Origin of the sequence: Stenotrophomonas testudinis, assembly GCF_024499815.1 — a bacterium.
Lineage (GTDB): Bacteria > Pseudomonadota > Gammaproteobacteria > Xanthomonadales > Xanthomonadaceae > Stenotrophomonas.
In genome coordinates this window covers 1-26765 of sequence record NZ_JAMOKY010000003.1, presented here as the reverse complement: position 1 = coordinate 26765, position 26765 = coordinate 1, and the positions used below count along the sequence as shown (strand labels likewise).

The following is a 26765-nucleotide window of genomic DNA, read 5'->3' as shown; positions in this document are numbered from 1 at the left end:
ACGCAGTCTGGCAAGCACATCGGCCGATGCCAAGCGCGGGTGCAGCATCACCGCCGGCGTTGTTGCCATTGCGCGCGCGACTGCCCCCAGATCTGCAGCGGCGGCCCCTCGTAGGGTGGCGGCAACTGGCCCATGCGCAGCAGGCTGCTGCCCAGCTTGCGCGCCACCGCCCTGGACTTCTCGTTGTCATCGGCGATGGTGTGGATCACCTCGTCCCAGCCAAGCGTGTCGAACGCCCAGTCGATGGCCGCCACCGCCGCTTCTGGGGCGTAGCCACGGCCCCAGCGCGCGCGGCAGAGGCTCCAGCCGACCTCGGGGCCGGGCCAGCCGAGCGGATGCCACGGGCCCATGCGGCCAACCCACTCGCCGGTGGCTTTCTCGATGACGCTGAACATCGAATAGCCGAACAGCTGCCAGGCACCTGCCAGGCTGCAGAAGCTGCGCCAGGCCACCGAAGGCAGCTGCACGCCGCCCAGGCTGCGCATCACTTCTTCATCGGCGCAGAACGCCAGGTAGGGCTCCAGGTCCTGGGCCTGCGGTGGGCGCAGGATCAGGCGCTCGGTTTCGATGCGAAGGTCGAAGATGCTCATGCAGGCTCCCGCCAGGTACCGTGGCCGCTCATCATCGCCGATCCCGCCATCGGATCCAGCACGCAAACGAAACGGGCCGGCAAAGGCCGGCCCGTCCGATACAGCGTCCCGTTGTCGCGTTACTGGCGGTTGGCCGCTGCGTCGCCGGCTGCGGCGGTCTGCGTGACCACCTGGCCATCCACCACCGGCAGGCGGTCGCTGGCCGGCTTGTTGTCCATGCGCACGGTCTTCTCGGCGCCGTCATAGCGGTAAGTCACGTTGTAGCCCTTGACCACATCGCTGGTGCCCATGGCGATGCGCGTGCCCGGCTTGCTGGCCATGCGCATGGTGCCGGTGGTGCCGTCCTCGTTGCGGTAGGTCACGTTGTAACCGGTCACGCGGCTCGACTCGGAGGTCGCCGTTTCAGTGTGGCACTGGCGCTCGGTACGGTTGACCACGCGGCCGCCCACGTGGCGCTTGTCCACCTGGTTGCCGATGAAGCCACCGGCCACGGCGCCGGCTGCGGTGGCAGCCTTCCTGCCGTTGCCGCCGCCCACCTGGTTGCCGAGCAGGCCACCGACCACGGCGCCGACCACGGTGCCACCGACGTTGCCATCACGCTCGGGCAGGCGCTCCTGCACCACCACATCCTCGCAGACTTCATGCGGGGTCTGGGTGGTGGACGTCTCGCGCACCGGCTCGGTGCCGATGACCGTCGCGTAGGCCTTCTGCTTCTCGGTCAGCGGGTCGACCTTCAGCACATCGGCGTATTCCAGGCCGCGCGGTGCCGAGGCATCGACCGCGTCGCCGCGCGCGCCGTCATCGGCAGCGCTGCCATCGACCAGGCGCGACTCGGAAGGGTTCGCGGCGCCCAGTGCATCCGGGGCCTTGTCACCACTCTTCATGAAGGCGGCGGTTGCGATGCCACCCACCAGCAGCGCGCCTGCTGCGACCAGGACAGTTGTAGTTGTGCTTTTCATGACCTGCTCCCTGCGGACCGTCCGCAACGTTCTCGATGCAGATTGCAGCATGCGCTGCCTGAACGGAATCTCCACAATTCGTACTCACGGCCGTAACCCATTCAGCATCGGGAAATGCAGGGCCCGTGGTAGCGTTTGCAGCACGCCCACGAGGAGCCCCGCCATGGCCAACCCGATGCTGCTGCCGGTCCTGCAATGGGCACGCCGGCTGCGCTACCCCACCCTGTTCAAGCTGACCGCCGGCCTGTTCGCGCTGACGCTGTTCATCCCCGACCCGATCCCGTTCGTGGACGAACTGGTGCTGGGCCTGGGCACCCTGCTGCTGGCCAACTGGAAGAACCGCAGCGCGACGACGCCGCCGCCCCTGGAACAGCGCTGAACATGCTGATCGACAGCCACTGCCACCTGGATGCCAGCGAGTTCGATCCAGACCGCACGGCGGTGATCGAGCGCGCCCGTGCGGCCGGTGTACAAGCCCAGGTCGTGCCGGCGGTCACCGCCGCCAGCTGGCCGAAGCTGCGCGAGGTCTGCCAGCAGGCACCGGGGCTGTACCCGGCCTACGGCCTGCACCCGATGTTCCTGGCCGACCATCGTCCGGAACACCTGGGCCAGCTGCGCGATTGGATCGAGCGCGAGCGTCCCTGCGCGATCGGCGAGTGCGGCCTGGATTTCTTTGTCGAGGGACTGGATGCCGAGGCGCAGCAGGACTATTTCATTGGCCAGCTGAAGCTGGCACGCGACTTCGACCTGCCGGTGATCGTGCACGCACGCCGCGCGGTGGACGCGGTGATCGCCGCGATCCGCCGCATCGGCGGCCTGCGAGGCGTGGTCCATAGCTTTCCCGGCAGTCCGGAACAGGCCGCTCAGCTGGACAAGTTGGGCTTCCTGCTCGGCCTGGGTGGACCGCTGACCTACGAACGTGCGCAGCGCCTGCAGCGCCTGGTGCGCGAGATGCCGCTGGAGCAGCTGCTGCTGGAAACCGACGCACCGGACCAGCCCGACGCGGGCATCCGCGGCCAGCGCAATGAGCCGGCACGACTGTCGGTGATCTCCCGCCACGTGGCTGCGCTGCGCGGTACCGACGTGGAGACCGTGGCACGGGTGACAAGCGAGAACGCCCGGCGGCTGTTCGCGCTGCCGGCCGCCTGATCGCCGCTTCGCCGGGCATGGCCCGGCGCTACCGGTCAAACCTCGGCGGACTCGGCTTTTACCTTTTTCGGCTCCAGCAGCATCTCCAGCGCCTTGCCCGCCGCGGCGAACGCAAACGCGCCGGTGATGTGGGTGGCCGCGCCCAGCCCGGCGCCGCAATCCAGCTTCAACGCGGCATCGGCGCCCAGGTTCGGGCGCAGGCCGCAGACGCTGCCATCGGCCTGCGGGTACTTCACGTTCTCCAGCGAATACACCGCCGGTACGCCGAAATAGCGCTTGGCGTTCTTCGGGAAGTTGAATTCGCTGCGCAGCTTCTTGCGGATCAGCGCCAGCATTGCGTCGTGCTCGGTACGCGAGACATCGCGGATGCGCACCAGGGTCGGGTCGGTACGGCCGCCAGCAGCGCCGACGGTCAGCAGCGGCAGCTTGCGGCGGCGGCACCAGGCGATGGTCTCCACCTTCACCCGGAAGCTGTCGCAGGCATCGATGACCAGGTCGAAGCCACGGTCCAGCAGTTCGGCCATGTTGCCGGTGGTCAGGAACGCCTGCACGGCATCGACGTCGATCTGCGGGTTGATGGCGCGGCAGCGCTCGGCCATCGCCTCTGACTTGTTGCGGCCGTAGTTGCCCTCCATCGCCGGCAGCTGCCGGTTGGTGTTGGACACGCAGATGTCATCGGCATCGATCAGGGTCAGGTGGCCAACCGCCGAACGGGCCAGCGCCTCCACCACCCACGAGCCGACGCCGCCCATGCCCACCACCGCCACGCGGCTGCCCTGCAGGCGCTCGAGCGCACCTACGCCATACAGCCGTTCGATGCCGGCGAAGCGTTCTTTGACCTGTTCGTTCATGCGGCTATTTTAACGTGCAGGCAGCGGCGGCCATAGCGGGCCGCCATCGAACCCACCGTCGCACGCCCACGCATCACCCATGGAGGAGCCCGCATGAACGCCAGCCCGTCCCGTCGTCCTTCCAGCGCACAGCGCTATCTGTTCGTGCTCGTGCTCGGCCTGCTGACCGGTCTGGTTGCCACGGTCATGGTCGGCCGCGCCCTGCAGGCGGGCCGCGATCCCTTCCCGCACAGCCTGATGCACGTGATGCAGCGACAGGCGGAGCTGCTGCAGCACGCCCAGCAGCAGAACCGCTGCAGCCTGGCCGACAGCCAGCCGCGCCTGCAGTCGCTGCGGCTGCTGTCCAACGACCTGGACCTGGCGTTTCCCAGGCTGAAGGACGATGCGCGCTTCCAGCAGCATGCCAGCCAGTACCGGGCGGACCTCAATGCGGCGCTGGCCGCCCCGCCCAGTGACTGTGCAGCGCTGGCCAAGTTGGTGCAGACCGTGCAGGACGACTGCCGGACCTGCCACCAGGACTTCCGCTGATTCATCTTCCAGCCGGGGAAGGCTGGCGTGATTGGCACCTTGTTCACGCTGGAAGGTGGACGATTCGATCACCCTGCTGCATGACGCAGTACCACCCTTCCATCCCGCCTTCACGGCCAGGAGACGCCCCATGAAGATCCAGCTCATCGCCGCCAGTGTCATTGCTACGCTCGCCCTGGCCGGCTGCGCCACCTCGCCCGGTTACGGCGGCGGTGGTTACAACAACGGTGGCTACAACAATGGTGGCTACGGCAACAACAACGGCTACAACCAGAACCGTTGCGCCGACTGCGGCATCGTGACCCGCATCAACACCGTGGCCTCGGGCCGTACCGCGCCCAGCGCGACCGGCGCGATCCTCGGCGGCATCGTCGGCGCCGTGGCCGGCCATGAGATCTCCGACCACACCGGTGGCAGCCGCGGCAACAAGAATGTCGCTGCCGCCGCAGGCGCGGTGGGTGGTGCCCTCGCCGGCAACCAGATCCAGAAGAACGTGACCAGCGATACCTACGACATCACCGTGCGCATGGACGATGGCCGCACCATCGTGGTCAACCAGCGCGACCTGGCTGGTATCCGCGAAAACACCTACGTCCGCGTCGTCAACGGCCGCGTCGTCCTGCGCTGATCCAGCAGCCGACGGTGGCAATGAAAAAGGCCCGCTTGCGCGGGCCTTTTTCGTGCGATGCATTGCAGGCGGGTCTTCAGACCGGCTCTACGGCATCGGCCTGCAGGCCCTTCTGGCCCTGCACGACGGTGAAGGTGACCTTCTGGCCTTCCTTCAGACTCTTGAAGCCCTGGGTCTGGATGGCACGGAAATGCACGAACACGTCTTCGCCGTTTTCACGGCTGATGAAGCCGAAGCCCTTTGCATCGTTGAACCACTTTACGGTACCGGTCTCGCGATCAGCCATCTCACTCACTCCCTGGTGACTCTCTTGTTGTTGGAAACGCCTGTTGGGCGGCTGACAAGCAAGGGGGAAGCGAGGTGCAACGATGCAGCGGATCGGTTAGATCTTGCTTCATCAGGCCACGATCCACGGTGACCTTGCCAAGCTCAGCGACTGCAACTTAACCCGAGCAAAACGAAAAATCAACTGCCAAAATCTCAAAGTGTCAACCCCAAAAAGACAACCATACGGGACAGCATGGACCTCTCATTCATCTTGTATCTGCTAGCGGTCATTTTCGTCCTGGTTGGCATTGCCGGCGTGATCCTGCCGGCCCTGCCCGGGGTGCCACTGGTGTTCGTCGGCCTGCTGCTAGCGGCATGGGCTGACGGCTTTGCCCATGTCGGCTGGCCCACGCTGGTGGCCCTCGGTGTCCTCACCGCGCTGTCCCTGGTGGCTGACGTACTGTCCACGGTGGTGGGGGCGCAGCGGGTCGGGGCCAGTCGCAAGGCACTCTGGGGTACCTTCATCGGCAGCATCGTCGGCCTGTTCTTCATGCCCATCGGGCTGTTCGCCGGCCCGCTGCTGGGTGCCCTGCTGGGCGAGTACTGGCACACCCGCGAGCTGGGGCGCTCGACCAAAGTCGGCATGGCCACGTGGCTGGGCATCCTGCTTGGCCTTGCCCTGAAGCTGGCCGTGGTGATCGCAATGCTGGGCCTGTTCGCCTTTGCCTGGTTCCTGTGAGGCCCCCGCCTTCACGCCATGCGCACGCCCGCGCCGGGCATAAACCAAGGGGCTGGCCGTTGCTGCGGGCAGCCGCCACACTGTGTGTCTTCCCGTATTCATCCTCTGAAGGGCCTGCTGCCATGACCCTCCCCACGCTGCTCCCCCGCTTCGCGCCGCTGGCGCTGGCCCTGGCCAGTGCGCCGCTGGCCGCGCAGGAAATCGCGCCCACTCCCACCGCTGCGCCGGCTGGCTGCGCCGCCGTCGACAGTGACGCCGCGCGCCTGGCCTGCTATGACCGACTTTTCGGTCGCAACGCCCAGGCCACCGCCGAGGCAGACGCCGCCGCCCAGCAGGCCGCACAGAGCCTGCGTGAACAACGCCAGGCGTCGCGCCTCAGCCAAGGCGAAGAAAAGCTGCGTACCCGCGTGGGCGACATCTTCCGCCCGGCACCGGACGACAGCGCCCTGGCCAATGCCGGCCGCGGCTCGCTGCTGGACAGCCGCTGGGAGCTGGCCGAGGACTCCAAGCTGGGCCCGTTCCAGCTGCGCGCCTACAAGCCGGTCTACCTGTTGCCCGCCTTCTGGACCAGTGACAAGAACCAGATGCCGCAGTCGCCGAACCCGGCCAACAGCGTGACCACGCCGCAGGTACTGGACAGCACCGAGCTGAAGTTCCAGATCAGCTTCAAGACCAAGATCGCCGAGAACCTGTTCGGCGACAACGGTGACATCTGGGCCGGTTACACCCAGAGCTCGCGCTGGCAGGCCTACAACGCCGAGAACTCGCGCCCGTTCCGCGAGACCAATTACGAACCGGAAGTGATGATGGTGTTCCGCAACGGCTACTCGATCGGTGGCTGGCGTGGGCGCATGACCGGGATCAGCCTCAACCACCAGTCCAACGGCCGCCCTGACCCGCTGTCGCGCAGCTGGAACCGGGTGATGCTCAACATCGGCCTGGACCGCGAGAACTGGGCGCTGGTGCTGCGCCCCTGGTACCGCATCCCGGAAAGTCGCAGCGATGACAACAATCCGGACATCGAGGACTACATGGGCCGTGGCGACGCGACCCTGATCTGGAACCGCAACGGCCATGAAATCGCGCTGATGGCGCGCCATTCACTGCGCACCGGCGACCGTTCGCACGGCGCGCTGCAGCTCGATTACGGCTTCCCGATCAGCAACCTGCTGCGCGGCCACATCCAGGTGTTCGATGGCTACGGCGAAAGCATGATCGACTACAACCACAAGGCCACCTACGTGGGCGTGGGCGTATCGCTGCTGGAGTGGTTCTGATGACGGTGACGATCTGGCACAACCCGGCCTGCAGCAATTCGCGCGGCGCGCTGGCGCTGATCCGCGAAGCCGGGATCGAGCCGGTGGTGGTCGACTACCTGGGCACCCCGCCTGACGTGGCCACCCTGCACCAGGTGCTGGCCGAATCCGGCCTGGCCGCCGCCGACCTGGTGCGCAGCAAGGAGCCGCAGTTCGCCGAACTGGGCCTGGCCGGTGTCGATGAAGCCACCCTGCTGGCCGCGATGACCGAACACCCGCGCCTGATCAACCGCCCGATCGTGCGCACCCCCAAGGGCACACGCCTGTGCCGCCCGCCGGAAACCGTGCGGGAACTCCTGTAACCCGCCCCGCTTTGGTAGAGCCGAGCCGTGCTCGGCTGCTGTTCCGTAGAGTCGAGCTTGCTCGACTGGAGGTTAACGGCAGTCGAGCAAGCTCGACTCCACAGGGAGCGACGAGCAGCCAAGCATGGCTCGGCGCTACAGAACGGGTTACAGCCAGTCGGTGATGCCTTCGCGGCGGTAGGTCTCTGCGAACGATGGGCGTGCCTTCATCCGCTGCGCGTAGATCTTCAGCACCGGCAGGTTGTCGGTGGGCGTGGGCATGTTGCGCGACCAGCGCATCAGCATCACCAGCATGAAATCGACCACGCTGGGCGCCTCGCCCAGCACATACGGTCCCTGCGTCTGCAGGTGTGCGGCCATCTGCTGCCAGGCAGCCTCCAGGCGTTGCCGGGCCATCGCCTGGGTGGCGGCCACATTCGCTTCGCCGGCCGCTTCATGCGGGTAGAACCACGCGCGGTAGGCGGGCTGCAGGGTGTTGGCGCACCAGAACATCCAGCGATACGCCTCGCCACGTGCGGGCGTACCCGGGACCGGCAGCAGGCCGGCCTCGGGGCGGCGATCGGCCAGGTACAGCGCGATGGCGGCCGCTTCTGTCAGCACCTGGCCATCGATCATCAGCGTCGGCACCACACCCGCCGGGTTCAGCGCCAGGTACTGCGCCGACTTGTGCTCGCGCCGATCGAAATCCAGCAGCACCAGTTCGTGCTCGATGCCCAGTTCGATCAGCAGCCAGTGCACCACCAGCGAGGCAGTGCTGACAGACCCATATAGCGTAGTGCGCATGCGACGACTCCGGTTGCGGGAAGCGCCGATTATGGGCCCAACGGCTCAGCCACCGCCGCAGGAGGCCATGCAGCTGTCGGCGTCCTGGCTGCAGCTGATCAACGGCGACTGGTCCATGCAGGCCTGCGCCTGCGACATGCAGGAGCGGCGCATCTCGTCATCCTTGATCCGGTCGCACTTGCTCGCCGCCTGCGCATCGCAGGTCGAGCGACGGTCCGAATCCGAACGGGCCAGGCAGGCATTGCGGTACTGCTGGCATGCCATCACGCACTGCGCGCTGGCGTTGTTGCCGGGTGCGCCGTCGTACAGATCGCCGCTGCTGCTGCAGGCGGCGAGGGAAACAACACACAACAGCGCAAGGCATCGAAACAATGACATTGGACACTCCCTGTTCAATACATCGGAAAACCCAGCGAAGCCTAGCAATGCCGACCTTCGTGCGGCGTCAAGCGAAAAACGGCGCCCTGCGGCGCCGTTCTCCTGCAATCGGTGGGGCTTACTCCACCACCACCGGAATCTTGCCGATGCGGGCCTGCCACTCACGCGGACCGGTCTTGTGCACCGATTCGCCGGTGGAATCGACCGCCACGGTCACCGGCATGTCCTGCACGGTGAACTCGTAGATCGCTTCCATGCCCAGGTCGGCGAAGCCGACGACCTTGGCCGCCTTGATCGCCTTGGACACCAGGTAGGCCGAGCCACCGACGGCCATCAGGTAGGCCGACTTGTGCTTCTTGATGGCCTCGATGGCGGCCGGGCCGCGCTCGGCCTTGCCGACCATGCCCAGCAGGCCGGTCTGTGCCAGCACCTGCTCGGTGAACTTGTCCATGCGGGTGGCGGTGGTTGGGCCGGCCGGGCCCACCACTTCGTCGCGCACCGGATCGACCGGGCCGACGTAGTAGATGAAGCGACCCTTCAGGTCGACCGGCAGTTCCTCGCCCTTGTTGAGCATGTCGACCATGCGCTTGTGCGCGGCGTCGCGGCCGGTCAGCAGCTTGCCGTTGAGCAGCAGGGTCTGGCCCGGCTTCCAGTTGGCCACGTCTTCGGGGGTGATCGTGTCCAGGTCCACGCGGGTGCCCTTGGACGAGTCGTAGGTCAGCTTCGGCCAGTCTTCCAGCGACGGCGGATCCAGCATCACCGGACCGCTGCCATCCAGGGTGAAGTGCGCATGGCGGGTGGCCGCGCAGTTCGGGATCATCGCCACCGGCAGGTTGGCCGCGTGGGTCGGATAATCGTTGATCTTGATGTCGAGCACGGTGGTCAGGCCACCCAGGCCCTGCGCGCCGATGCCCAGCGCATTGACCTTCTCGTACAGCTCCAGGCGCAGCTCTTCGATGCGGTTGGATGCACCACGGGCCTGCAGATCGGTGATGTCGATCGGCTCCATCAGCGCTTCCTTCGCCAGCAGCATCGCCTTTTCAGCGGTACCGCCGATGCCGATGCCGAGCATGCCCGGCGGGCACCAGCCGGCGCCCATGGTCGGCACGGTCTTCAGCACCCAGTCGACGATCGAGTCAGACGGGTTGAGCATGGCGAACTTGGTCTTGGCTTCCGAACCACCACCCTTGGCGGCGACGATGACGTCGACGGTGTTGCCCGGCACCACCTTGACGTTGACCACGCCCGGGGTGTTGTCCTTGGTGTTGACGCGCTTGCCGGCCGGATCAGCCAGCACCGAAGCGCGCAGCTTGTTGTCCGGGTGCAGGTAGGCGCGGCGCACGCCTTCGTTGGCCATGTCTTCCACGCCCATGGTCGCGTCGTCCCAGCGCACGTCCATGCCGATTTCCAGGAACACGGTGACGATGCCGGTGTCCTGGCAGATCGGACGGTGGCCTTCGGCGCACATCCGCGAATTGATCAGGATCTGGGCCATCGCTTCCTTCGCGGCCGGCGACTCCTCACGCTCGTAGGCGGCGGCGAGGTTCTTGATGTAGTCGACCGGGTGGTAGTACGAGATGTACTGCAGCGCGTCGGCGATGGACTGGATGAGGTCTTCCTGCTTGATCGATGTCACGGCTTGCTCGCTTGCTCGAGGCTGGCGGGGGGTAATCCTCCATTTTACCCCCTCCCCCGGCTGCAGGGGTGGTGGCGCCGGCCGCTGGCCGGCAAGATCGCACGAGGGCCCTGTCACGCTTCATCCCTCCCCGGCGTCCTGGTCGACATGAACACTGAATCCGCCTTCCAGACCCACCGCCCGCGCCTGATGGCGCTGGCCTACCGCCTGCTGGGCAGCCGCAGCGATGCCGAGGACGTGGTCCAGGATGCCTGGCTGCGCTGGTCCGGCGCCGATCCGGCCGCTGTGCGCGACCCCGAGGCCTGGCTGGTCACCACCACCACGCGGCTTGGCCTGGACCGGCTGCGCGCGGCCCGGCGCGAGCGGGTCCACTACGTCGGCCCGTGGCTGGCTGAACCGCTGGAGATCAGCCTGGCCGCAGAACCGGCCAGCGACCCGGCCGTGGCCCATGCCCGCGCCGACGAGGTCTCGGTGGCCTTCCTGACCCTGCTGGAGCAGCTGGGACCGGAGGAACGCGCCGCCTTCCTGCTGAAGGAGGCCTTCGACCACGACTACCGGCAGATCGCCGCGCTGCTCGGCTTGAGCGAGGCCAACTGCCGCCAGCTGGTGCACCGGGCGAAACAGCGCCTGCAGGCCGGCCGGCCGCGCTTCAACGCCGATACCTGCCAGCACCGGCAGCTGCTGGCGCGCTTCATGGACGCCACCCAGCGTGGCGACAGCGAGGCCATCCAGGCGCTGCTGCATGCCAACGCGCGGCTGGTGTCCGACGGCGGCGGCGTGGTCACCGCGGCGGTGCGCCCGCTGCTGGGTGCCGAACGCATCGGCCGCCTGTTCTGGGCGATCGCGCGCCGCGGCCTGGGCCACACCGCGCAGCTGGGCTGGGTCAATGGCGAGCCGGCGATCCTGCGCTTCCTCGGCGACCAGCTGCACTCGGTGACCACCATCGAAGTGGCCGAGGGCCGCATCGCCAACGTGTACAGCGTGCTCAATCCGGAAAAACTGCGTGGGCGTGTCACGAACGCGGACGGCACGGCGTCCTTGTAGTGAAAGACGGCCACCGTGGCCGTCGTGGAGCTGAAAATGTCCGACCATGCTTCTCCCCGCGTCCCCTATACCCGCCTGGCCGCCGATGCGTTCAAGGGCCTGCTGGCCACCAGCAAGGCGGTGCATGACAGTTCGATCGACCCGACACTGATGGAACTGCTGTTCCTGCGCGTGTCCCAGCTCAACGGCTGCGGCTACTGCATGGACATGCACGGCACCGCGCTGCGCAAGGGCGGCATCGAGCCGCGCAAGCTCGACACGCTGCCGGCCTGGCACGAAAGCCGTTTCTTCGATGCACGCGAGCGTGCCGCGCTGGGCTGGGCCGAGGCCCTGACCCGGCTGACCGAGGGCGCGCCGTCACAGGCGGCATTCGATGCACTGGCGCCGCACTTCGATGAGAAGGGCATCAGTGACCTGAGCATGGGCATCGCGGTGATCAATGCCTGGAACCGGCTGGGTGCAGGGCTGCTGCCGCCGCTGCCGTAAAGGGGTTTTCTGGCCGGGCTGCGCCCGGCACCCGCAGAGGCGACAGCCGGAGCAAGGGCAACGTCAACAGCTGGGTACTGTGGGATGGCGGGGTGGGTCAGGTCGCAGGGGGCTGCAAGTACGTCCATGTAAGCTCGGTCGCCGCATCCATGCGGCTCACGCCCCTGCAACCTGACCCACCCCGCCTTCGACAGATGTCCTGCCGCTGTTGGCAGGTGTCGACCTTGGTCGACACGTTGGATCCACGCAAGGCGTGGATATGAGGGGGCGGATCCCTTCACGCAGCGAAGGGATCTGACCCCCTCTCCACGCGTTACGCGCGCACAATGGCGCCATGCCTGCTGCCACCGAAAAGAAACCCAGCCTGCGCCAGCGCTTCAAGGCGATGCGCAACCTGCCGCCGTTCCTGCGCCAGGTCTGGCAGACCAGCCCCGCGCTGACCCTTACCAGCCTCGGCCTGCGCCTGATCCGTGCGCTGCTGCCGGTGGCGATGCTGTACGTGGGCAAGCTCATCATCGATACCGCCCTGCACCTGAGCCAGCACGGGGCCGGCTTCCCACCGCTGGGCGAGGCATTGTCCAGTGGCCTGTTGAATCCGCTGCTGGGCCTGCTGGCGCTGGAGTTCGGCCTGGCCATCGCCTCCGACCTGCTCGGCCGGCTGGTCAGCTATGCCGATGCGCTGCTGTCGGAACTGTTCGCCAACGCCACCAGCGTGCGCCTGATGGAACACGCCGCGACGCTGGACCTGGAGGACTTCGAAGACCCCGACCTGCAGGACAAGCTGGACCGTGCGCGGCGCCAGACCATGGGCCGGATGAACCTGATGAGCCAGCTGTTCGGCCAGGTGCAGGACGCGATCACCGTGGCCAGCCTGGCGGTCGGCCTGCTGGTCTATGCGCCGTGGCTGATCCTGCTGCTGGCGCTGGCGCTGGTGCCGGCCTTCATCGGCGAATCGCACTTCAACGCCGCCGGCTACAGCCTCAACTTCCTGTGGACGCCGGAGCGGCGCCAGCTGGACTACCTGCGCCAGCTCGGCGCAAGCGTGGAAACGGCCAAGGAAGTGAAGATCTTCAACCTGCACCGCTTCCTGGTGGAGCGCTACCGGCGGCTGTCGGCTGCACTGTTCCTGGCCAACCGGGCGCTGGCGCGGCGGCGCGCGTTCTGGGGCACGGTGCTGGCTGCGCTGGGCACGCTGGGTTACTACACCGCCTATGCCTATATCGCCTGGCGCACGGTGCGCGGCGATTTCTCGATCGGCGACCTGACCTTCCTCGCCGGCAGTTTCCTGCGCCTGCGCCAGTTGCTGGAAGGCCTGCTGATCGGCTTCTCGCAGGTGGCCAGCCAGGCGCTGTACCTGGACGATCTGTATTCGTTCTTCCAGATCGAACCGGAAATCCACTCCCGCGAGGGCGCCGTCAGCGTGCCGCGGCCAATCCAGCAGGGTTTCGTGTTCGAGAACGTCGGCTTCCGTTACCCCGATGCCGAGCAGTGGGCGGTGCGTCATCTGGATTTCCAGCTGCACGCCGGTGAAGTGCTGGCGCTGGTGGGCGAGAACGGTGCCGGCAAGACCACCCTGGTCAAGCTGCTGGCACGCCTGTACGAACCGGACGAAGGCCGCATCCTGCTCGATGGCCGCGACCTGCGCGATTACGACCTGGATGACCTGCGCGCCAACCTGGGCGTGATCTTCCAGGACTTCGTGCGCTACAACCTCACCGCCGGCGAGAACATCGGCGTCGGCCAGGTGGAGGCGATGGCCGACCAGGCGCGCATCGCCGATGCCGCGCGGCGGGGCATGGCCGAAGAAGTGATCGATGCCCTGCCCGGAGGCTACGAGCAGCTGATCGGCCGCCGCTTCAAGCAGGGCGTGGACCTGTCCGGCGGGCAGTGGCAGAAGATCGCCATCGCCCGCGCGTGGATGCGCGATGCGCAGGTGATGATCCTCGACGAGCCGACCGCTGCGCTCGATGCCCGCGCCGAATTCGAAGTGTTCCAGCGCTTCCGCGAGCTGGCCGACCGGCGCACCGCCGTGCTCATCTCGCACCGGTTTTCCTCGGTGCGCATGGCCGACCGCATCCTGGTGCTGGCCGAGGGCCGGCTGGAGGCCAGCGGCACCCACGAGGAGCTGATGGCCCAGGGAGGGCGCTACGCCGAGCTGTTCGAACTGCAGGCCGCTGGGTACCGCTGAGTGGCCCTGAGAACGCCTCTCGTTCCGGATAATGAGAACCCCTCTCATTTGAGGTAGAATGGCGGGGACGAATCCATTGCCTGAATGTGCCCCCATGTCTTCCGCTTTCGGCGCCGAAACGGTGCTTGAGGTCCGCCACTGGACCGATGCCTACTTCAGTTTCACCCTCACCCGCGACAGCGGCTTCCGTTTCGAGAACGGCCAGTTCGTGATGATCGGCCTGGAGACCGAGGCGCGACCGCTGCTGCGCGCGTACTCCATCGCCAGTGCCAACTGGGAAGAACACCTGGAGTTCTTCAGCATCAAGGTGCAGGACGGCCCGCTGACCTCGCGCCTGCAGCACATCAAGCCGGGCGACAAGGTGCTGGTCGGCAAGAAGCCCACCGGCACCCTGCTGATCAGCGACCTGCACCCGGGCAAGAACCTGTACCTGCTGGGTACCGGCACCGGCATGGCGCCGTGGCTGTCGGTCATCAAGGACCCGGAAACCTACGAGCGCTTCGAGAAGGTGATCCTCTGCCACGGCGTGCGCTACGAGAAGGACCTGGCCTACCGCGATTACTTCGAGAAGGAACTGCGTGAGCACGAGTTCCTCGGCGAGATGATCGGCGACAAGCTGCTGTACTACCCAGCCGTCACCCGCGAACCGTTCGCCAACCAGGGCCGCCTGACCCAGCTGATGGAAAGCGGCGAGATGCAGCGCACCTTGGGCCTGCCGGAAATGAGCCCGGAGAACGACCGCGCGATGATCTGCGGCAGCCCGCAGATGCTGGCCGACCTGCGCACCGTGCTCGACGCGCGTGGCTTCCAGGTGTCGCCGCGTATTGGCCAGCTCGGCCACTACGTGTTCGAACGCGCCTTCGTCGAGAAGTAAGGCACCCCGGTAGCGCCGGGCCATGCCCGGCGGATGAGTCAGTAGAGCCGAGCATGGGCTCGGCTCTACAGCAGCGCTTCGATCGCGCTGCGCAGCTGTTCCGGTGCGGTGGTCGGCGCATAGCGCGCCACCACCTGGCCCTGCCGGTCGAGCAGGAACTTGCTGAAGTTCCATTTGATGCGGGCGATGCCCAGCAGGCCGCGCTTCTCGTGCGACAGCCAGTGCCACAGCGGGTCGGCGCCCTCGCCGTTGACCTCGATCTTCTGCGAGAGCGGGAAGCTGAGCGGGTAGTCGAGCGAACAGAACTGGCGGATCTGCGCCGCGTCGCCAGGCTCCTGCCCGCCGAACTGGTTGCAGGGGAAGCCGACCACCACCAGACCGCGGTCGCGGTAGTCCTGCCACAGCTGTTCCAGGCCGGTGTACTGCGGGGTGAAGCCGCAGCGGCTGGCAACGTTGACCAGCAGCAGCGGCCGGCCCTGGTACTGCGCCAATGCCTGCGGCTGGCCATCCAGGTCCACGAAACCGAAGTCGAAGGCGTTGGGCATGGCGTACCGTCCGCAGGGGGAGCCCCATGGTAATCGCAGGCCGCGCCGGTTTGCGCCGTCGGGCATGCCTTTTGACACAAGTGGCGCCCGGGCCGGGCGGGTTAACCTCGGGCACTTGTCTGTCTTACCGGAGTACCGCCTTGACCACCCGCCTTGCCCTTGCCGTGGCCATGACCCTCGGCCTTGCCCTGCCCGCCTATTCGGCCAGCGCCGCCCCCCCGGCTGCTGCCGCCAATGCGCAGCAGGCCAACCCGTTCTTCGCCGACAGCCCGCTGCCGCTGCACTTCCCGCAGTTCGACAAGATCAAGGACAGCGACTTCGCCCCGGCCTTCGACGCCGGCATGGCGCAGCAGCTGAAGGAAGTGGAGGCGATTGCCAACACCAAGGCCAAGCCGACCTTCGACAACACCATCATCGCCCTGGAAAAGAGCGGTGACGTGCTGGACCGCGCGACCACCGTGTTCTTCAGCCTGGTCGGCGCCGATACCAATGATGCGCGCAAGAAGCTGCAGGCCGACTACTCGGCGAAGTTCGCCGCGCACAGCGATGCGATCGCGCTGAACGGCAAGCTGTTCGCCCGCATCCAGGCGCTGTATGACACCCGCAGCCAGCTGGGCCTGGACGCCGAAGGCGTGCGCCTGGTCGAGAAGTACTACGACAACTACGTGCGCTCCGGCGCCAAGCTGTCCGAGGCCGACAAGGCCACGCTGAAGACCATGAACGCCGAGCTGGCCAACCTGGGCACCAAGTTCAGCCAGAACGTGCAGTCGGAAGTGAACGCCTCGGCGATCACCGTCGACGACGTCAAGCAGCTCGACGGCCTGTCGCAGGAACAGATCGCCGCAGCCGCCGAAGCCGCCAAGGCCCGCGGCCTGGACGGCAAGTACGTGATCACCCTGCTCAACACCACCGGCCAGCCGCCGCTGACCAACCTGGCCAACCGCGAGCTGCGCCAGAAGATCTACGAAGCCTCGATCACCCGTGGCAGCCGCGGTGGTGAGTTCGACAACACCGCCCTGGTCTCGCGCATCATGCAGCTGCGCGCCGACAAGGCGAAGCTGATGGGCTTCCCGAACTTCGCCGCCTACAACCTGACCAACCAGACCGCGAAGAACCCCGAAGCCGTCAACGCGATGCTGGGCAAGCTGGCCCCGGCCGCCGTGGCCAACGCCAAGCGCGAAGCCGCCGACCTGCAGGCGATGATCGACAAGGAACAGAAGGCCGCCGGCAAGAAGACCTTCGCGCTCGAGCCGTGGGACTGGGCGTTCTACAGCGAGAAGGTGCGCCAGGCCAAGTACAACTTCGACGAATCCCAACTCAAGCCGTACTTCGAAATGAAGAACGTGCTGGAGAACGGCGTGTTCTTCGCCGCAAACCAGGAATTCGGCCTGACCTTCAAGCAGCGCACCGACCTGCCGGTGTACCACGACGACGTCACCGTCTATGACGTGTTCGATGCCGACGGCAGCCAGCTGGCGATCTTCATCTTCGATCCGTACGCACGTGCGTCCAAGCGCGGTGGCGCCTGGATGAACTCCTACGTCTCGCAGTCCAAGCTGACCGGCTTCAAACCGGTGGTCGCCAACCACCTCAACATCCCCAAGCCGCCGGCCGGCCAGCCGACCCTGCTGACCTGGGATGAGGTGAGCACCACGTTCCACGAATTTGGCCACGCCCTGCACGGCATGTTCTCCAACGTGAAGTACCCGTACTTCTCGGGCACCGCCGTGCCGCGCGACTTCGTCGAGTTCCCCTCGCAGGTCAACGAAATGTGGGCCGACAACCCGGCCATCCTGAAGAACTACGCCAAGCACTACCAGAACGGTTCGGCGATGCCGCAGGCGCTGCTGGACAAGGTGCTGGCTGCGGCCAAGTTCAACCAGGGCTTCGCCACCACCGAATACCTGGGTGCAGCGATGCTGGACCAGAACTGGCACCAGCTGGCGGCCGACAAGGTGCCGGCGGCGAAGGACGTGATGGCCTTCGAGCGCGCCGCGCTGGAGAAGGACGGCATCTACTACGCGCCGGTTCCGCCGCGCTACCGTACCCCGTACTTCAGCCACATCATGGGCGGCTACTCGGCCGGCTACTACGCCTACATCTGGTCGGAAGTGCTGGACGCCAACACCCAGAAGTGGTTCAAGGACAACGGTGGCCTGAGCCGCAAGAACGGCGACCACTTCCGTGCGACCCTGCTGTCTAAGGGCGGCAGCGTGGATGCCATGCAGCTGTTCCGCGATTTCGCCGGCCACGAGCCGCAGATCGAACCGCTGCTGGAAAAGCGCGGCCTGACCGGCGCCGGCAACTGATCGCCTGCACGGTAGCGTGAAATGAAAACCGCCCGGGAAGCCGGGCGGTTTTTTGTTGGGATGGGCTCCGACCCTGACCATGCCATCTAACGCGGTGCCACATACCCGCCGCGCACACCCTCCGGCGACAGCACCAGCTGCCACAGCTGCGCATGCCGGCAGCGGAACGTGGCCATCGATCCGGCCAGATAGAACCGCCACATGCGGCGGAAATGCTCGTCGTAGCGCGCATCCAGCTGCGGCCACGCCGCCTCCACGTTGCGCCGCCACGCCTGCAGGGTCAGGTCGTAGTCGGTGCCGAAGTTGTGCCAGTCCTCCAGCACGAAGCGGCCTTCGAAGGCCCGGGTGATCTGCACCGCCGAGGGCAGCATCGAATTGGGGAAGATGTAACGCGCGATCCACGGATCGGTGCGGTGGCGGGATACGTTGCTGCCGATGCTGTGCAACAGCAGCAGCCCGCGCGGCGACAGGCAGCGCCGCGCCACCTCGAAGAAGCTGTCGTAGTTCTTGTCGCCCACGTGCTCGAACATGCCGATGGAAAACACCGCATCGAACGGCTCGTCCAGATCGCGGTAGTCCTGCAGGCGGATCTCGATTGGCAGGCCCGCGCACAGCTCACGGGCGAACGCGGCCTGCTCCTGCGAAATGGTCACGCCCACACCACTGACCCCATAACGCTCGGCGGCGTACTTCAGTGCCTCGCCCCAGCCACAGCCGATGTCCAGCACGCGCTGGCCCGGGCGCAGGCCCAGCTTGCGGCAGACCAGGTCGAGCTTGGCCTCCTGCGCGGCATCCAGGTCGGCGGCATTGCGCCAGTACCCGCAGCTGTAGACCAGGCGCTGGCCGAGCATGGCCTGGTACAGATCGTTGCCCAGGTCGTAATGGCGGCGGCCGACTTCATAGCTGCCCTGCCCGGCCTGCAGGTTGAACAGCCGTGCCTTCAGCGCATCGGCCAACTCGCGCCAGCCATGCACGCGTTCGTCCAAGTGCGCCATCATCAGGTGGACCAGGAAGTCATCCAGGACGTTGGCATCCCACCAGCCGTCCACGTAGCTTTCGCCAAGCCCGAGCGAACCTTGGGCGATGACCCGCGCGAAGAAGCGCGGGTCATGCACCTGGATGTCCTGCGGCTGGGTGCCGCCGATGCGGACCCCGGCTTCCTGGAGCAGGCCGGCAACCCGCTCCTGCAACCCTGTGTCCACGTATCCTCCGTCTGCGGTTACCCGCGTGCAAACAGCGCCACGTAATCCTTGGCCACGTGCGGCAGCAGCACCGCGGCCGGCACATCGGCCGTCTGCGTGCCATCCGAATACGGCCCCACCTGGTAGGGCGGGAACACGAAACGCAGCGCGGTGATCTGGCCCTTGTCGTCGGTCAGCGGCTGGAACTGGCTGAAGTTCTCGGCCTGCGGGCCGGTGCCCTCGGCGATCATCCGCGAAGCATTGCGCAGCGATTCCTGCAGATCAGCCGGCTGCATGTCCTCGCTGCTGAGGCGGGTGGCCACGCGCTCGCGCAGCTGGTCGGCGACGAAATCACTGATCGCCTTCCAGCCCTTGTCATCGGCCACCAGCGTGCTGGCGCTGAGCATCTGCTGCTGCGGCGGCAGCCACACGAAACGCGCCACCAGCGGCTCGCCATGGGCGCCACCGGTGTAACGGCTGCCATCGGCACTGACCACCACCAGCTGCGGGGTCTCCAGCACCTTCTCGAAGCTCAGCGACAGTTCGTACGGCATGGTCGGCTTGTCATTGCCCAGCCCGTCCAGCGCCTGCTGCAGGTCGCCGCGGGCGGTGGTGGCGTAGTCCTGCAGCGCGCGCGCCAGGCCTGGGTAGCGGTCGATGCCTGCCGGGTAGCTGATGCCGACCACTTCGCGCTCGTTGTTCTCCACCACGTCGCGCAGGTCCAGCGGCGCTTCGGTGGCAGGCGTCGGCTCGGTCGCGGCAGCTTCTGCCGCCGGTGCCGCATCAGGGGCCGGAGCCGCCTCTTCACCACGCTGGCAACCGGCCAGCAGCAGCACACCCATTGCGCCGGCCAGCGCGCTCACGCGCAGCAGCCGGTTGTTTCCAGTCTTCATCGGGATCCCCTGTTCATGTTCGTACATCATCGCCTGCGATGGCTGAAGCGTGGCCCGCTGCATTCAGCCTACCAGCAGGTCGTGAAACTCCTCGTGCCGCTGCAGGAACGCCTCGGCGTAGGCGCAGGCCGGCACCACCTTGTATTTGTGCTCGCGGGCAAAGCGCAGCGCGACCCGGGTCAGCTCACCGGCGATGCCGCGGCCGGCGATCGGCTCGGGCACCTCGGTATGGGTGATGACCATGCGCCGCCGCTTGATCTGGTAGTCCAGCAGTGCCCGCTGTCCACGCACATGGGCGATGAAACGGTGGTTGGCCTGGTCGTGCTCGACCTCATAGGCCAGACCGGGGGGCGTGACCGAAGCCATGTGACTGTCTCCTGCGACGACTGCGCGCATGGTGCGCAGCCGGGCGCCATGACCGTGTGAAGCCTGAACAGGGGCAGGTCTGGACGATCTGCGTCAGATCCGGACCCTCAAGCTGCAGCGATGGCGGCCGCTATCCCCTCTGGAGGGATACGGCCCGATTGGCACGCCCCTTGCGATTGTTGCCCCTGCGTCATGCCTTTGGAGGCCCGCCATGCACCCCAGCGATTCCCATACCGATACCGACCACGCCCTGCTGGAGGGCCTGCTGCAGCTGGCAGTGGAAGGTCAGACCGACGACCAGGACTTCCAGCGGATCGGCGAGGAGGTTTACTCGCGCCTGCTCGATACCTACGGCCAGAACATCCGGGCGGCCTGAGCCGCCACGCGGGTCGGATCCCAGGGGATCCGACCCTCGCCCCTCAGCGGCCGAACCCGAAGGTCGGGTTCGACAGCTGCGCCAGGAAGTGGCCGAAGATGGCCGGCTGCATGGCCAGCATGAAGATCACGCCGAACGCGGCACCGGCCAGGTGCGCGCTGTGGTTGATGCGGTCGCCGCCGCGCTTGTCCATCCAGATGCTGTAGCCGACGTAGAACACGGCATAGATGATCGCCGGCGCCGGAATGAAGAACACCAGGATGATCGTCCACGGGCTGAGCAGAATGAAGGCGAACAGCACCGCCGACACCGCGCCTGACGCGCCCAGGCTCAGGTAGTTCGGGTTCTTCTGGTTCTTCAGGTAGCTCGGCAGGATCGAGACCAGCAGCGCCCCCAGATAGAACGCCGGGTAGGTCAGCCAGCTGCCGGTCAACGACAGCATCACCTTCTCGATCTGCCCGCCGAAGAAGAACAGCGTGATCATGTTGAAGATCAGGTGCGACCAGTCGGCATGGACGAAGCCGTAGGTGATCAGGCGGTCGTACTGGCGGTGACGGTCCACCGCCGGCGGCCACAGGATCAGGCGGTCGGCCAGCTTGCGGTTGTTGAACGCCATCCACGACAGGAGGGCGGTGATGGCGATCAACAGCAGATTGACGGGTGTCATGTCGGCTCAGGCTCAGGCAGTGCGGTAGTTGTCGACCATACGATAGCGTTTTGCATACCAACCGAAGGCCAACGCCGCGACGAACGCGAAACCGGCGAAGAAGAACATCAGGAACGCCGCCTCGCTGAGACCGGTCCCGGCGATCTTCTCGGTCACCGTGTGGTTGCGCACGGCTGCATTCGACAGCAGCACCCACAGGTTGCCGATGGTGGTGGTCAGGTTCCAGAAGCTCATCACCACGCCCTTCATGGCCTGCGGTGCCTGGCTGTAGGCGAACTCCAGGCCGGTGGCCGAGACCAGCACCTCACCGAAGGTCAGCAGCGCGTACGGCAGCATCTGCCAGAAGATGGACATGGCGTTGCCGCCGTCCATCACCACCTGGATGCCACCGACAACGATCCAGGCCAGGCCGCTGAAGGCGATGCCGGCGGTCATCCGGCGCAGCGCGGTCGGCTCGAAGCCGAAGCGGCGCAGGGCCGGGTACAGCACCAGGTTGTTGAACGGAATCAGGATCATCACCAGCAGCGGGTTCAGTGCCTGCATCTGCGAGGCGGTGAACCAGCTCGGCATCTGCATCTGCTGGCCCTGCAGGACCCAGGTCGAGGCCTTCTGGTCGAACAGCGAGAAGAACGGGGTGGTCAGGGCGAAGATGACCAGCACGCGCAGCACCGAGCGCACGCCTTCCACGGCTTCGGCCGGGTGCTGGCCACGGGCGCGGTCCAGCTGCATCCAGGTGCCGCCGCCGATGCCGGCCAGGACCAGCACCAGCGCGATGCACAGGCAGATGACGATGCCCAGGCTGCCGACCAGGCCCAGCGAGGCTACCGCCAGAACAACGCCGGCGACGGCCATGGCCAGGCCCGGACGGCCCTGCCCGGCCACGCGCGTGGTCAGCGCGGTGCGCACCACGTTGGCGAACGAATGCGGATCCTTCGGCGGCAGCGGCACCAGCACGTAGCGCCTGCGGCCCAGCCAGAACACGAAGGTGGCGATGAACATCAGGATGCCCGGGATGCCGAACGCCCACTGCGGGCCCCAGTTCTTCAGCACCAGCGGGATCAGCAGCGAGGCGAACAGCGAGCCGAAGTTGATGATCCAGTAGAAGGCATCGAAGACGAACTTGGCCAGGTGCTTGTTGCTCTGGTCGAACTGGTCACCCATGAACGAGGCCACCAGCGGCTTGATGCCACCGGCACCCAGCGCGATCAGGCCCAGGCCGAGGAAGAAGCCTTCGCGGCTGTTCTCGAACAGCGCCAGGCAGAGATGGCCGGCGCAGTAGACCAGGCTGAACCAGAGGATGGTGTGGTACTTGCCGAAGAACCTGTCGGCCAGCCAGCCGCCGAGCAGCGGGAAGAAGTACACGCCGATCATGAAGCTGTGCATGATGTCCTTGGCTTCACCGGCACGGCCTTCTGCAGTGATTTCCTGCAGCAGCAGCGAGGTGATCAGGAACTGCACCAGGATGTTGCGCATCCCGTAGAAACTGAACCGTTCGCAGGCCTCATTGCCGATGATGTAGGGTATCTGGCGCGGCATCTTTCCCTGGCCGGCGATGGGGGCGACTGCGTCGTGGCTCATCCTGTAAGGCATTCCTGCAAAGCGAAAGGCGCAAGTTTACGGAAGCAGTGGCTGCTAAGCACGCTGCAGGGCTGCATGACAGGGCCGCCGATCCATGGCAGGCGGTCGCGACCCTGCCGGAAGTCACGGCACCTGCACGGCAAAAGCGTAAACTTATCGTTATGCGCCACCGCCCCCCTGCCCGCCTCCTGCTTGGTTGCCTCGTGCTGCTGCTGGCCGCGCCGGCGTGGGCGCGACCGCAGGCCACGCCGCTGGCAGGTGCCGTCGCTGATGAGGGCCGGCAGCTGACCGTGGCCGCGCTGGAACTGCCCAGCCGCGATGACGCGCAGTGGAAGCAGCGCCGCGAACAGGTGCTGCAGCTGCTGACCGAACTGCAGCCGGATGTGATCTCCGTGCAGCAGGTACTGCAGCAGCAGGGCCGCAATCCCGCCTGCTGGCTGGCCAGCCGGCTGCGCTACAGCTGCGATTTCGTCACCGCCGACCCGCCCAGCCAGCCGCTGCGGCACGGCAACGCGATGCTGACCCGGTTGCCGGTGAGCGAGGACGGGGTGACCCTGCTGCATCCGCCCGGCACCTTCAGCGCCGCCGGCATGATGCGCCTGCGGATGGGCGAGGCCCTGCTCAACGTCTATGTAGCCCGCCTGCGCCCCGAACCGGACGAAGCCACCGCACGCCAGCACCAGACCAGCGACCTGATGACCTGGATCGGTGCCACCTCCGATGGCATGCCCAGTCTGATCGCCGGTGACTTCGCCGCAGCGACCCCCGAGCTGGTACGCAGCACGCCCGGCTTCCAGCCGGCGCGGCGCAACCCCGGGGGCAGGCCGGACGCCCCGGCCGCCAGCGGCGGCGGCGCCAGCGGCCATGGCCTGGACGTGCTGTTCCAGGTCAAGTATTTCGGGGGCATCCGCCAACAGGCGATCCTGCTGCCCGCCGACGGCGACCTGCCCGCCCTGCGCCTGGGTGTGATGGCCACGCTGCGACTGCAGGGTGTGCCGGCCACCACCGAATAGACGTACCGCTGCGCTCGCCGGCCATGGCCCGGCGGATGCGGTCGCACGAAAACGAAAAGGCCGGGGTTCCCCCCGGCCTCATCGCTTCATCCAGTCACTGCAATCAGGCGATCGCTTCCTGGTAACGACGCTCGACTTCGTTCCAGTCGATGACGTTGAAGAACGCGCCGATGTATTCCGGGCGACGGTTCTGGTACTTCAGGTAGTAGGCGTGTTCCCACACGTCCAGGCCGAGGATCGGCGTGTTGCCTTCCATCAGCGGGCTGTCCTGGTTGCCGGTGCTCTCGACCACGACCTTCTTGTCCGGGGTCACGCTCAGCCAGGCCCAGCCGCTGCCGAAACGGGTCAGCGCAGCCTTGGTGAAGGCGTCCTTGAACTTGTCGAAACCGCCCAGGTCCTTGTCGATGGCCTTGGCCACGTCACCGACCGGGTTGCCGCCGGCGTTGGGGGCCATCACGGTCCAGAACAGCGAGTGGTTGGCATGGCCACCACCGTTGTTGCGCACCGGACCCTGCAGGTTCTCCGGCAGCGACTTCAGCTTCTTCACCAGCTCTTCGACCGGCAGGTCAGCGTACTCGGTGCCTTCCAGCGCCGCGTTGACGTTGTTGATGTAGGTCTGGTGATGCTTGGTGTGATGGATTTCCATCGTTGCCGCATCGATGTTCGGTTCCAGAGCGTCGTAGGCGTAGGACAGCTTGGGCAGGGTGTAGGCCATGATGCATCTCCTGATAGCGAGGGCACCCGACGGCGTCGTCGGGCGGTGCGCGTTGAATGATGGGGACAGACCGCCAGATTACCAAGGGGGATGTAAAGGAAATTGCGTCCTGCAGGTGATTGCACTGGCAATTGTTACGCAGCAGTGACGCGACCACCGCTCCTCATGCACGATGCAGCGCGCAGGCGCTACAGTGCACGCACGTCCCTCGCCCGCCACGGCCCATGCGCAATCCCCGGCTGTTGATCACCGCCATCGCCCTGCTGCTGCTTGGGCTGGTCGCCAACCATTTCCTCCAGCGGCCGCCGGCACCGCAGTTCGCGCCGGACCTGCAGGGCGCCAGCAACCGCAGCGCGCCGGCCGCGCCGGCCGCGCGCGCCGCCGGCAGCGACCAGCGTGATGGCCTGCCCGGTTTCCTGCCTGCCGAGGCGCGGCAGACCATCGCCCTCATCCAGCGCGGCGGCCCCTTCCCGCACCGCCAGGACGGCACTACCTTCGGCAACCGCGAGCAGCGCCTGCCGCAGCGACCGCGCGGTTACTACCGTGAGTACACGGTCGATACCCCCGGTGCATCCAACCGCGGCGCGCGCCGCATCATCACCGGCGGCGACCCTCCACAGGCGTGGTATTACACCGACGATCACTACGATTCGTTCCGCAGCTTCACCGTACCGGCCCCGGGAGAACGCCCATGAGCCACGACGATTTCGGCCTCGGCCTGCATGACATCAACAACGCTGGCGTCTATGCCATCGATACCGGCGACATCAGCGACCTGGCTGCGGCAATGCGCGATGCCTCGCTGAAGGTGATCCGCATCGACCTGCACGGCGTGACCGACAAGCGCACCCTGCTCGCGCGGCTGGCCGCGCAGCTGGATTTCCCGGCCGGCTTCGGCGGTAACTGGGATGCACTGGCCGACAACCTGCGCGACCTGCAGTGGCTGCCGGCACCGGGCTACGCCCTGTTCCTGGCCGATGTGGATGCGCTGCGCGCGGGCGCGGCGAAGGACTTCGACACGCTGCTGGACGTGATGGACGAAGCCAGCCGCGACTGGGTCGGCCGCGACGTGCCGTTCTGGGTGTTTCTGTCGCAGAGCGAGTAAACGGTAGCGGCGGGTCACACCCGGCGAGCGCGCAGCGCGGCACGCGGCGGACAGTCCGCCGTTACCGGCTGCCGTTATCTTCCTGCAGCTCTTTCTTGAACGGGATGTCCGGCGGCGGCCTTGCCACCGCCGGCTGGTCCTGCATGTTCGGGTCGCTCAGGCCACAGCCACCACCGGCCTGCAGGATCGAGATCACGCAGGAGATCTTCGTGCTGGTACCCGGCAACGGAATCTCCATCGCCTTGACGCCCTTGCGCACCCATTCGGCCAGCAGCGATTCCTGCGGCACCCAGTACTTGTCGAACGACGTCGGCGTGTAGTCGTACGGCGGCCGCTTCAGCCATCGGCCCGACTCAGCGATGCGTTCCTTGGTCCAGCCATCGTTGTCGCCACCCGGCGCGCCGCGCTCGGCAGGGCCCTTGCCTTCCTGGCCGGGCACGTTGACGCTGCCATCTGCGTTGAACAGGCCCTGGCCCGCACCGCGCGCGCTGGCCTGCGCGGCCCCCTGCTGGGCGCCATCGCGGTTGCGGCTCGACGCACCCCAGTCGTCGCCCTTGGCCGGTGTTGCCCAGTTGCCCGGCGTCGGGGCGGGACGCGCACCGGCCAGTGCCGGCGTCGCCGCACTGGCGGCCGGTCGCGCCGATGCCGTGCTGGATTGGCGGGCCGCGCTGCCGACGGGAGCCGGCGTCGTGGCAGTGCTGGCACCACTGGCGGGAGACGGCGCAGCGACCGGCGCGTTGGCCACGCTGCGCTCGCGCACCTGCACGTCACGACCCGTCGGCGCGCGTACACTGGGTTCGCGGCCAGGCACGGCCGCCATCCGCACCTGCGGGTCGACCACCGCCTGCACTTCGCGCTCGCGCACCTGCACCTCGCGCTGCTGCGGCAGGCGCACCTGCACCTCGGCGCTGCGCAGCGGTTGCGGCGCCACCGGTGCCTCCACCGTGGCGACCTCGCGCTCCTGTACCTGTACTTCGCGCACCGCAGGGGCAGGCACGGCCAGCTGCGGCGTGCGCACCTGCATCGTCACCGCAGGCGCCTGCACCGTCTGCACGCTGAGCTCGCGCACGGCGGGCGTGCTGTCACGCGGCACGATGTTCACTTCGGTGCGCGGCACGCTGACCGGCGGCACCACGAAATCGGTGGTCGCCTCGGCAACTGCAGTGGCCTGCACCGGTGTCGGCGGAGGCGCAGCCTGCGGTGCGGGCTCACTCTGCGCCGGCGGTGGCGGCGTCACTGCGGCACTGCCCGCCTGCGCAGGCGCGGCTGCAGCAGGCGCGGCCGGCTGCGGACGCGGCG

At 66.9% G+C, this 26765-nt stretch carries 31 protein-coding genes; 16 read left to right on the top strand and 15 right to left on the bottom strand.

Features of this window, described 5'->3' with window-relative positions:
- Positions 1-47 precede the first annotated feature (47 nt).
- Positions 48-590 carry a GNAT family N-acetyltransferase gene (locus tag NQ204_RS02800; RefSeq protein ID WP_256643014.1) on the bottom strand — a complete coding sequence of 181 codons (543 nt, stop codon included), beginning with the start codon at positions 588-590 and terminating at the stop codon, positions 48-50.
- A gap of 119 nt (positions 591-709) precedes the next feature.
- Entirely contained in the window at positions 710-1549 is an 840-nt protein-coding gene (locus tag NQ204_RS02795; RefSeq protein ID WP_305888261.1) for a glycine zipper 2TM domain-containing protein, read from the bottom strand.
- A gap of 163 nt (positions 1550-1712) precedes the next feature.
- Between NQ204_RS02795 and NQ204_RS02790 the strand changes: the two genes are divergently transcribed.
- Together NQ204_RS02790 and NQ204_RS02785 are read left to right on the top strand one after the other, a co-directional pair.
- Entirely contained in the window at positions 1713-1928 is a 216-nt protein-coding gene (locus NQ204_RS02790; protein WP_116864079.1) for a DUF6116 family protein, read from the top strand.
- The gene (locus tag NQ204_RS02785) at positions 1925-2698 is read left to right on the top strand and encodes a TatD family hydrolase (protein WP_256643111.1); all 774 of its coding nucleotides are present in this window, start codon (positions 1925-1927) and stop codon (positions 2696-2698) included. The genes NQ204_RS02790 and NQ204_RS02785 overlap by 4 nt, the downstream gene beginning before the upstream one ends.
- A 35-nt stretch (positions 2699-2733) precedes the next feature.
- Here the strand turns inward: NQ204_RS02785 and NQ204_RS02780 are convergent, their stop codons facing one another.
- Positions 2734-3549 (bottom strand): tRNA threonylcarbamoyladenosine dehydratase, encoded by an 816-nt coding sequence (locus NQ204_RS02780; RefSeq protein ID WP_256643013.1) that lies wholly within the window; start codon positions 3547-3549, stop codon positions 2734-2736.
- 93 nt (positions 3550-3642) lie between these two features.
- Between NQ204_RS02780 and NQ204_RS02775 the strand changes: the two genes are divergently transcribed.
- Both NQ204_RS02775 and NQ204_RS02770 read left to right on the top strand, forming a co-directional pair.
- Entirely contained in the window at positions 3643-4077 is a 435-nt protein-coding gene (locus NQ204_RS02775; protein WP_256643012.1) for a hypothetical protein, read from the top strand.
- Between the two features lie 130 nt (positions 4078-4207).
- Positions 4208-4705: a glycine zipper 2TM domain-containing protein gene (locus NQ204_RS02770; protein WP_116864069.1), complete on the top strand. Its 498-nt coding sequence runs from the start codon at positions 4208-4210 to the stop codon at positions 4703-4705.
- A 76-nt stretch (positions 4706-4781) separates the two neighbouring features.
- Here NQ204_RS02770 and NQ204_RS02765 read toward each other — a convergent pair whose 3' ends face one another.
- Positions 4782-4991, bottom strand: coding sequence for a cold-shock protein (locus NQ204_RS02765; RefSeq protein ID WP_108769314.1), 210 nt, complete (start codon positions 4989-4991; stop codon positions 4782-4784).
- A 234-nt stretch (positions 4992-5225) separates the two neighbouring features.
- Here NQ204_RS02765 and NQ204_RS02760 point away from each other — a divergent pair, with 234 nt between their 5' ends.
- The 3 genes from NQ204_RS02760 to arsC all read left to right on the top strand — a co-directional run bounded on the left by NQ204_RS02760 (position 5226) and on the right by arsC (position 7329).
- A complete protein-coding gene (locus tag NQ204_RS02760; protein ID WP_116864070.1) occupies positions 5226-5711 on the top strand; it encodes a DUF456 domain-containing protein in 486 nt (161 codons plus the stop codon).
- Between the two features lie 122 nt (positions 5712-5833).
- A complete protein-coding gene (locus NQ204_RS02755; protein ID WP_256643011.1) occupies positions 5834-6988 on the top strand; it encodes a phospholipase A in 1155 nt (384 codons plus the stop codon).
- Positions 6988-7329 carry an arsenate reductase (glutaredoxin) gene (gene arsC, locus NQ204_RS02750; protein ID WP_256643010.1) on the top strand — a complete coding sequence of 114 codons (342 nt, stop codon included), beginning with the start codon at positions 6988-6990 and terminating at the stop codon, positions 7327-7329. The genes NQ204_RS02755 and arsC overlap by 1 nt, the downstream gene beginning before the upstream one ends.
- A gap of 147 nt (positions 7330-7476) precedes the next feature.
- Here arsC and NQ204_RS02745 read toward each other — a convergent pair whose 3' ends face one another.
- From NQ204_RS02745 to NQ204_RS02735, 3 genes are all read right to left on the bottom strand, one after another.
- Complete coding sequence (locus NQ204_RS02745) at positions 7477-8112, bottom strand: glutathione S-transferase family protein (RefSeq protein ID WP_256643009.1); 636 nt, start codon at positions 8110-8112, stop codon at positions 7477-7479.
- 45 nt (positions 8113-8157) lie between these two features.
- Entirely contained in the window at positions 8158-8490 is a 333-nt protein-coding gene (locus tag NQ204_RS02740; RefSeq protein ID WP_133249421.1) for a hypothetical protein, read from the bottom strand.
- A gap of 118 nt (positions 8491-8608) precedes the next feature.
- Complete coding sequence (locus NQ204_RS02735; protein WP_165835717.1) at positions 8609-10126, bottom strand: fumarate hydratase; 1518 nt, start codon at positions 10124-10126, stop codon at positions 8609-8611.
- A 147-nt stretch (positions 10127-10273) separates the two neighbouring features.
- On the opposite strand from NQ204_RS02735, the gene NQ204_RS02730 reads away from it, so the two are divergent.
- The 4 genes from NQ204_RS02730 to NQ204_RS02715 all read left to right on the top strand — a co-directional run bounded on the left by NQ204_RS02730 (position 10274) and on the right by NQ204_RS02715 (position 14718).
- Entirely contained in the window at positions 10274-11170 is an 897-nt protein-coding gene (locus NQ204_RS02730) for an RNA polymerase sigma-70 factor (RefSeq protein WP_256643008.1), read from the top strand.
- A gap of 36 nt (positions 11171-11206) precedes the next feature.
- Positions 11207-11656, top strand: coding sequence for a carboxymuconolactone decarboxylase family protein (locus NQ204_RS02725; RefSeq protein ID WP_150456100.1), 450 nt, complete (start codon positions 11207-11209; stop codon positions 11654-11656).
- Positions 11657-11990: 334 nt separating this feature from the next.
- Positions 11991-13844, top strand: coding sequence for an ABC transporter ATP-binding protein (locus tag NQ204_RS02720; RefSeq protein WP_256643007.1), 1854 nt, complete (start codon positions 11991-11993; stop codon positions 13842-13844).
- A 94-nt stretch (positions 13845-13938) separates the two neighbouring features.
- Positions 13939-14718: a ferredoxin--NADP reductase gene (locus NQ204_RS02715; RefSeq protein WP_116864078.1), complete on the top strand. Its 780-nt coding sequence runs from the start codon at positions 13939-13941 to the stop codon at positions 14716-14718.
- Between the two features lie 65 nt (positions 14719-14783).
- Here the strand turns inward: NQ204_RS02715 and NQ204_RS02710 are convergent, their stop codons facing one another.
- Entirely contained in the window at positions 14784-15263 is a 480-nt protein-coding gene (locus NQ204_RS02710; RefSeq protein WP_256643006.1) for a glutathione peroxidase, read from the bottom strand.
- A gap of 140 nt (positions 15264-15403) precedes the next feature.
- Between NQ204_RS02710 and NQ204_RS02705 the strand changes: the two genes are divergently transcribed.
- A complete protein-coding gene (locus NQ204_RS02705; protein WP_116865161.1) occupies positions 15404-17572 on the top strand; it encodes a M3 family metallopeptidase in 2169 nt (722 codons plus the stop codon).
- Positions 17573-17658: 86 nt separating this feature from the next.
- Here NQ204_RS02705 and cfa read toward each other — a convergent pair whose 3' ends face one another.
- Genes cfa through NQ204_RS02690 form a run of 3 tightly spaced genes read right to left on the bottom strand, consistent with a single transcriptional unit; the run spans position 17659 to position 20012 of the window.
- Entirely contained in the window at positions 17659-18774 is a 1116-nt protein-coding gene (gene cfa / locus NQ204_RS02700; RefSeq protein WP_116865160.1) for a cyclopropane fatty acyl phospholipid synthase, read from the bottom strand.
- Between the two features lie 17 nt (positions 18775-18791).
- On the bottom strand, positions 18792-19673 hold the full coding sequence (locus NQ204_RS02695; RefSeq protein WP_256643005.1) for a DUF3298 and DUF4163 domain-containing protein: 882 nt from the start codon (positions 19671-19673) through the stop codon (positions 18792-18794).
- 36 nt (positions 19674-19709) lie between these two features.
- On the bottom strand, positions 19710-20012 hold the full coding sequence (locus NQ204_RS02690; protein WP_079222461.1) for a GNAT family N-acetyltransferase: 303 nt from the start codon (positions 20010-20012) through the stop codon (positions 19710-19712).
- Between the two features lie 211 nt (positions 20013-20223).
- Between NQ204_RS02690 and NQ204_RS02685 the strand changes: the two genes are divergently transcribed.
- Positions 20224-20388, top strand: a complete 165-nt coding sequence (locus tag NQ204_RS02685) for a hypothetical protein (protein ID WP_165835752.1) — start codon at positions 20224-20226, stop codon at positions 20386-20388.
- 43 nt (positions 20389-20431) lie between these two features.
- On the opposite strand, the gene NQ204_RS02680 is transcribed toward NQ204_RS02685, so the two are convergent.
- Together NQ204_RS02680 and NQ204_RS02675 are read right to left on the bottom strand one after the other, a co-directional pair.
- Positions 20432-21055 (bottom strand): rhomboid family intramembrane serine protease, encoded by a 624-nt coding sequence (locus NQ204_RS02680; protein ID WP_108769327.1) that lies wholly within the window; start codon positions 21053-21055, stop codon positions 20432-20434.
- Between the two features lie 12 nt (positions 21056-21067).
- Positions 21068-22633 carry a POT-type proton-dependent oligopeptide transporter gene (locus NQ204_RS02675; RefSeq protein WP_116865158.1) on the bottom strand — a complete coding sequence of 522 codons (1566 nt, stop codon included), beginning with the start codon at positions 22631-22633 and terminating at the stop codon, positions 21068-21070.
- 161 nt (positions 22634-22794) lie between these two features.
- Between NQ204_RS02675 and NQ204_RS02670 the strand changes: the two genes are divergently transcribed.
- A complete protein-coding gene (locus NQ204_RS02670) occupies positions 22795-23646 on the top strand; it encodes an endonuclease/exonuclease/phosphatase family protein (RefSeq protein WP_116865157.1) in 852 nt (283 codons plus the stop codon).
- A 103-nt stretch (positions 23647-23749) separates the two neighbouring features.
- On the opposite strand, the gene NQ204_RS02665 is transcribed toward NQ204_RS02670, so the two are convergent.
- Positions 23750-24361 (bottom strand): superoxide dismutase, encoded by a 612-nt coding sequence (locus NQ204_RS02665; protein WP_079222465.1) that lies wholly within the window; start codon positions 24359-24361, stop codon positions 23750-23752.
- Between the two features lie 224 nt (positions 24362-24585).
- Between NQ204_RS02665 and NQ204_RS02660 the strand changes: the two genes are divergently transcribed.
- Complete coding sequence (locus tag NQ204_RS02660) at positions 24586-25056, top strand: guanyl-specific ribonuclease (protein WP_256643004.1); 471 nt, start codon at positions 24586-24588, stop codon at positions 25054-25056.
- Complete coding sequence (locus tag NQ204_RS02655; RefSeq protein ID WP_108769331.1) at positions 25053-25466, top strand: barstar family protein; 414 nt, start codon at positions 25053-25055, stop codon at positions 25464-25466. Before NQ204_RS02660 ends, NQ204_RS02655 begins: the two co-directional genes overlap by 4 nt.
- Positions 25467-25527: 61 nt before the next feature.
- On the opposite strand, the gene NQ204_RS02650 is transcribed toward NQ204_RS02655, so the two are convergent.
- Positions 25528-26765: hypothetical protein (locus NQ204_RS02650; protein ID WP_256643003.1), on the bottom strand; the 1238-nt coding region annotated here is incomplete at its 5' end.